This window comes from Nitrosospira sp. NpAV (genome assembly GCF_000832065.1).
Classification (GTDB): domain Bacteria; phylum Pseudomonadota; class Gammaproteobacteria; order Burkholderiales; family Nitrosomonadaceae; genus Nitrosospira.
Window position 1 is genome coordinate 1 of record NZ_JXQM01000046.1, and the last position, 849, is coordinate 849.

The window sequence follows — 849 nt, forward strand, 5'->3', positions numbered from 1 at the left end:
GGGCGTGAAGTGGCCCGCCATGACCCGAAACCATATCACCAGCAGCATGATGGAGCCCAGTGTCACATGGAAGCCGTGAAAACCGGTCAGCATGAAAAACGACGCACCATAGGCGCCCGTCGTCAGCTTGAGGTTGAGGTCGGAATAGGCATGTCCGTATTCATACGCCTGCAAGCCGACAAACAGGAATCCCAGCGCAAACGTCAGAAACAGGCCCAGCTTCAGCTGTCCCCGCTTGTTCAGCTTGAGTGCCCAGTGCGCCCAGGTAACCGTCACCCCCGATGTCAGCAGTATCAAGGTGTTGATGGCCGGAAGACCCCATGGGCCCATGGGCATGAATTTCTCGCTGATGCCGGGGCCGGCCGTGGGCCAGTCGCCGGTGAAATCCGGCCACAGGATTTTATGCTCCAGGTCAGAAAGCCAGGGAATCGAAAACACCCGCATGTAGTACAACGCCCCGAAGAAGGCGGCAAAGAACATCACCTCGGAGAAAATGAACCAGCTCATTCCCCAGCGGAAAGACTGGCCCACCTGCGCGCTATATTTGCCGCCCTCGCTCTCCCGCGCCACCGTGCGAAACCAGACAAAGCACATGTAGAAGAGAATGGCAAAGCCAATCGTGAGCAGTCCATAACCTATCGGAAGCTTGTTGACTGAGAATGCCGCGCCGAAACCCATGAATAACAGCGCTATCGACCCGGTCATCGGGTAAGTCGATGGAGCTGGAACATAATAATGACCGTGACCTGTTTCCCCGCTCACTTCTCTCTCCCGCTTAAAATTTAATCAACTTCAAAATCCGATCAAGAACAGCATGCCTGCCATAAATAATGTGCCACAGAGAGGAGC

Annotated in this window: 1 protein-coding gene; it reads right to left on the bottom strand. The window is 55.1% G+C overall.

The genetic code is table 11. The features are described from left to right. A partial coding sequence (locus SQ11_RS15185) for a cytochrome c oxidase subunit 3 (RefSeq protein WP_041515043.1) occupies positions 1-762 on the bottom strand: 762 nt, incomplete at its 3' end. Between the last annotated feature and the right edge of the window lie 87 nt (positions 763-849).